The organism is Musicola keenii, from assembly GCF_014855505.1.
In the GTDB taxonomy this organism is placed as follows: domain Bacteria; phylum Pseudomonadota; class Gammaproteobacteria; order Enterobacterales; family Enterobacteriaceae; genus Musicola; species Musicola paradisiaca.
Window position 1 is genome coordinate 1 of the sequence record NZ_JAAWVW010000053.1, and the last position, 1,193, is coordinate 1,193.

Annotated in this window: 1 protein-coding gene; it reads left to right on the forward strand. The window is 54.8% G+C overall.

Annotated elements, in window-relative coordinates:
* Positions 1-1,184: elongation factor Tu (gene tuf, locus HEP82_RS19775; RefSeq protein WP_192459607.1), on the forward strand; the 1,184-nt coding region annotated here is incomplete at its 5' end.
* Positions 1,185-1,193 lie beyond the last annotated feature (9 nt).

The following is a 1,193-nucleotide window of genomic DNA, read 5'->3' on the forward strand; positions in this document are numbered from 1 at the left end:
TGTCTAAAGAAAAATTTGAACGTACAAAGCCGCACGTTAACGTCGGTACTATCGGCCACGTTGACCATGGTAAAACAACGCTGACCGCTGCCATCACCACTGTTCTGGCTAAAACCTACGGTGGTCAGGCTCGCGCATTCGACCAGATCGACAACGCGCCGGAAGAAAAAGCGCGTGGTATCACCATCAACACCTCTCACGTTGAATACGATACTCCGACTCGTCACTACGCACACGTTGACTGCCCAGGGCACGCCGACTATGTGAAAAACATGATCACCGGTGCTGCCCAGATGGATGGCGCGATCCTGGTGGTGGCTGCAACTGACGGCCCGATGCCGCAGACTCGTGAGCACATCCTGCTGGGTCGCCAGGTAGGCGTTCCGTACATCATCGTGTTCCTGAACAAATGCGACATGGTTGATGACGAAGAGCTGCTGGAACTGGTTGAGATGGAAGTGCGCGAACTGCTGTCTCAGTACGACTTCCCGGGCGACGACACGCCGGTAATCCGCGGTTCCGCGCTGAAAGCGCTGGAAGGCGATGCCGAGTGGGAAGCAAAAATCATCGAACTGGCCGAAGCGCTGGACAGCTACATTCCGGAACCGGAGCGTGCGATTGACAAGCCGTTCCTGCTGCCGATCGAAGACGTATTCTCCATCTCTGGTCGTGGTACCGTTGTGACCGGTCGTGTAGAGCGCGGCATCATCAAAGTGGGTGAAGAAGTTGAAATCGTGGGTATCAAAGAAACCACGAAAACCACCTGTACCGGTGTTGAAATGTTCCGCAAACTGCTGGACGAAGGCCGTGCGGGTGAGAACGTCGGTGTTCTGCTGCGTGGTACCAAGCGTGATGAAGTTGAACGTGGTCAGGTACTGGCTAAACCGGGTTCAATCAAGCCGCACACTCAGTTCGAATCTGAAGTGTATATTCTGAGCAAAGATGAAGGTGGCCGTCATACGCCGTTCTTCAAAGGCTATCGTCCGCAGTTCTACTTCCGTACCACTGACGTGACAGGCACCATCGAGCTGCCGGAAGGCGTGGAAATGGTCATGCCGGGCGACAACATCAAGATGACAGTCAACCTGATCGCACCGATCGCGATGGATGACGGTCTGCGTTTCGCTATCCGCGAAGGCGGCCGTACAGTAGGCGCTGGCGTGGTTGCTAAAGTTATCGCTTAATTGCCGATA